Source organism: Aeromicrobium sp. PFPM2_SD2, assembly GCF_057364525.1.
Map to the genome: position 1 here is coordinate 1 of NZ_JBNFNZ010000218.1, position 4,033 is coordinate 4,033.

Genomic DNA, 4,033 nt, shown 5'->3' on the forward strand with positions numbered 1-4,033 from the left:
GACGCCCTGGCCGGGCGCACCGAGAAGCCGGTGATGATCACCGGCACCGTCGCCACGTGGCCAAGGGCGCCGCCATCGCCGTGGTCGGCGTGCTGTTCCTGTGGGCGGCGGCGACGTACGACCCGGAGAAGGCCGGCGGCCTCGACGACGCGCTCAGCACCCTGCGTGACCAGCCGTTCAGGCCGTACCTGCTCACCGCGATCGCGCTCGGCCTGCTCGCCTTCGGCCTGTACTGCTTCGCCTGGGCCCGGTACGTCCGCCAGCGCTAGGGAGCGCCCGCGGGGCAGTTGCGCCCCGAAACACGCCCGACCCACAGCGTCCCTGATCGTTACGGGGCGGCAACGAGGAGGCGCGCCGCACACACGCGGTGCATAGAAACGGGGCGTCCCCCGTTCCCGCCCGGAAGGCGCCTGCCCCGATGTCATCCTCCTCCCCCGGACGCCGCGTCGTCCGCCGTGCCGCCGTCCCGGTGGCCGCGGCGATCGCGCTCGGCGCCCTCACCGCGCCCCCGGCGCAGGCGCTCACCAGCGTCCCCACCGCCAACGGCGCCACCGTCAACATCAACGACTCCCGCCGGCCCGGACTCGACACCGGCTCGATCCGCAACGTCTCGGGCTCGCGGATGGAGGGGTTCGGCAACGTCTTCGTGCGCGTGGACACCACCCCGGCGCCGCGCATGAACGGCCAGATGATGCGCGGCTTCGGACTGACGGCGGACGGCTCGGGGTCGTACCGCTCGACGCGCTCGGTGCGCCTGGGCGACGTGCTCATGACCCGCACGGTGCAGGTCGCCGAGGACACCAGCACGACCAGCTTCTTCGACACGTTCACCAACACGTCGGCGAAGCCGGTCACCGTCGACGTCTCGTTCGGCGGCTCGCTCGGCTCGGGCTACGTCCCGAACCCGGCGTCGGGCACCGCCAGCCCGAACAAGGCGACGATCAGCGCCACGAGCAGCGGCGACGACGTGGTCGACCCCGCCGACACGTGGATCGCGGCCACGACGCCCGGCACGACCCGGCCCACCGGCGTCGTCGTCGGCTCCGGCGTCGAGTCGCTCGGCGACCAGCAGGCCGACCCGTTCACCACGCCGTACTCCCCGACCGGCAGCCGGGCGAACGACCTCGGCTTCGTCCGCGAGCTCACCGTCGCGCCGGGCGCCACCGAGTCGGTGCTGCAGTACGTCGTGGTCGGCGCGACCTCCGACACGACGCAGATCGCCGCCGACACCGCCGCCCTCGCGGCCGCGCCGGACTTCTCCGGGCTCACGATCGACGAGATCTGCACCCTGCAGAACTGGGACCTCAGCGCCGTCACGTGTGATGGTGCCGAGCCGCTCAAGCTCCCCGCCGCGGAGGCGGACGTCGTGCCGACCACGGACGTCGCCTACGACGTGACCGGGAAGACCATCGCCCAGCTCCAGGCCGACATGACGGCCGGCAAGGTCACCTCCGTGCAGGTGACGAAGGCGTACCTGGACCGGATCGAGGCCTACGACTCCGGCGCCCTGGGCTTCCACGCGTTCATCACCGTCGCCAAGGACGCCGTCGCGCAGGCGCTCGCCGCCGACAAGGCCCGCGCCGCCGGCACGAAGGGTGACCTGCTCGGCGTCCCGATCGCGCTCAAGGACCTGTACGACACCAAGGACATGCCGACGTCGGGCGGCACGCTCGCGCTCAAGGACTGGCAGCCGAAGGCGGACGCCTGGCAGGTCAAGAAGCTGCGCGAGGCCGGCGCCGTGATCATCGGCAAGACGAACCTGTCCGAGTTCGCCAACTCCGGCTCGTTCAGCGAGAGCGGATTCAAGCAGACGTGGAACGCGCTCTACCCGTCCAAGACCTCGTTCGGCTCCAGCGGCGGCTCGGCCGTCGCCGTGGGCGCGGACCTGGCCCCCGCCGCCATGGGCACCCAGACCGGCGTCTCGCTGTACGCGCCGTCCACCGGCGCCGGCCTCTCGTCCTTCCGCGGCACCGACGGGCTCACCAGCACCAACGGCGTCATGCCGCTGACCTGGGCGACGGACTACGCCGGCCCGATCGCCAAGTCGGTCACCGACCTGGCGTCGCTGCTGGACGCCACGGCCACGCGGACGACCGGCAACGACCCGGCCGACCTGCTGACGTCGCGCGTCGACAACGCGCTGCGTCCGGCCGAGTGGAAGTCGGCCCTGCGCACCGACGCCCTGCGCGGCAAGCGCATCGGCTACGTGCCCGGCGCGTTCTCGTCGTCCGTGGTCACCGACGACGACGCCGGCCAGCGGGCGCTGGCCCAGGCCAAGGCGGTTGCTGAAGAACAAGAACATCGGGTCCCCTTCGTTGGCGAGGTCCCCAGCGTGGCCCGGGTCGGCCGGTCCCGCACGCGGACGTCACCGGGTGCCGCCCAGGACCCGCCACCCCTACCATCGGGAGCGAGCGGACGCAGGGGGCGTCCCGGGGGACGAGGTGGCGGTGCCGGACGCGAGGACCACGGCTCAGGTCGTGGACGCCGAGATCGAGCGCTACGACGCCCTGGACGACTCCGTCCCCGCCGGGCTGCAGGCCCTCGTCGACCTGGTCACGCGGGTGTGCGGGGTGCCGTACGCCGCGGTCAACATCCTCACCAGCACCGAGCAGCACCAGGTCGTCACGTCGGGGGTCTCCCCGAGCATCTGCCGGCGCGAGGACTCGATGTGCGCCGCGGTGCAGGAGGTGGCGCGCCCCGTGGTGGTCGCGGACGCCAGCCAGGACCCCCGGTTCGCCGACAACCCGTTCGTCACCGGCGAGATCGACGCCGTCCGCTTCTACGCCTCGGCCCCGATCACGACGCCCGACGGGGTGACGATCGGCCGGATGTGCGTCTTCGACACCGCGCCGCGCGAGCTGGACGAGCAGCAGGTCCAGGCGCTGCGCACGCTCGCCGGCCAGGTGATGGAGATGCTCGAGCTGCGCCTGCGCACCCGCCTGCTCGAGCAGTCCCTGGCCGACCTGACCCGCACCCGCGACGAGCTGCGCCGCTCCAACGAGCACCTGGCCCTGTTCGCCGGGCAGGTCAGCCACGACCTGCGCAACCCGCTGACGGCCATCCAGACCAACGCCGAGCTGCTCGCCACCGAGCCGGTCGTGGCCGCCGACCCGGACAGCCGCGCGGTCGTCGACGGCATCCTCGGCGCGACCGCCCGCATGGACGCGATGATCGGCGACGTGCTGCGCCTGGCCCGCCGGGGCGGACGCTTCACCGCGGGTGAGGTGTCGCTCGCGGACGTCTTCGCCGCAGCCCGCACGGACGTCGAGGCCCAGCGGCAGCGAGTGGGCGGCACGGTCGTGCTCGACGACCTGCCGGTCGTGCGCGGCGACGGCGGGATGCTCTACGCCGTGGCCCTCAACCTGCTCTCGAACGGGCTGAAGTTCGCCGGCCGGCGCCGCCGACGGTGCGGGTGGCGGCCGAGCGGCGCGACGACGCCTGGCGCGTGGGCGTCACCGACGACGGGGTGGGCGTGCCGCCGGAGCGGCGGGAGGGGCTGTTCGACCTCTACGAGCGCGGCGCCACGACGCGAGGGGCACGGCATCGGGCTGACCACCGCGCTGCGCCTGGTCCGGGCCCACGGGGGAGAGATGGGGCTCGAGACGCCGGAGGCGGGCGTCGGTCTGACCGTCTGGTTCGACCTGCCCGCCTAGCCGAGCACCCGCACCGGGTCGCCGACCGCCACCCGGCCGGGACGCACCACCTCGGCCACCACCCCGACCGAGCCGGCGTGCGCGTCGTGGCCGCCTGCAGCACGCCGCCGTCCGCCCGGACGCCGTCGCACTGGGCCAGGTTCACCATGACGCAGCGCGGCATGAGCGCCGTGACCCGCAGGACGACCGCGTCGCCGAGCGCCACCTCGCGACCGGTCCAGTCGTCCTCGACGTACCCCTCGGCGTCGGTCGCGAGCACGAGGTTGGGGCGGAAGCGGCGCGGGTCCAGCGGCTCGCCGTGCGCGGCCTCGAGGGCGCGGAGCGTGGACGTCGTCAGCAGGTGCACCGGGGCCGTCGTCGAAGTGCGAGACGTCGCTCTC

At 73.6% G+C, this 4,033-nt stretch carries 2 protein-coding genes and 3 pseudogenes; 4 read left to right on the forward strand and 1 reads right to left on the reverse strand.

The genetic code is table 11. From position 1 onward, the window contains the following. From AC2W7G_RS10630 to AC2W7G_RS10645, 4 genes and pseudogenes are all read left to right on the forward strand, one after another. The coding region (locus AC2W7G_RS10630; RefSeq protein ID WP_485868404.1) for a DUF1206 domain-containing protein at positions 1–269 on the forward strand (269 nt) is incomplete at its 5' end. A 1,160-nt stretch (positions 270–1,429) separates the two neighbouring features. Then, a pseudogene (locus AC2W7G_RS10635) lies at positions 1,430–2,296 on the forward strand (amidase); the annotation flags it as partial. 274 nt (positions 2,297–2,570) lie between these two features. Beyond that, a pseudogene (locus tag AC2W7G_RS10640) lies at positions 2,571–3,143 on the forward strand (GAF domain-containing protein); the annotation flags it as partial. A gap of 15 nt (positions 3,144–3,158) precedes the next feature. Further along, complete coding sequence (locus AC2W7G_RS10645; protein ID WP_485868405.1) at positions 3,159–3,653, forward strand: hypothetical protein; 495 nt, start codon at positions 3,159–3,161, stop codon at positions 3,651–3,653. A gap of 70 nt (positions 3,654–3,723) precedes the next feature. On the opposite strand, the pseudogene AC2W7G_RS10650 reads toward AC2W7G_RS10645, so the two are convergent. After that, positions 3,724–3,999, reverse strand: a pseudogene (locus AC2W7G_RS10650) (MOSC domain-containing protein); the annotation flags it as partial. Between the last annotated feature and the right edge of the window lie 34 nt (positions 4,000–4,033).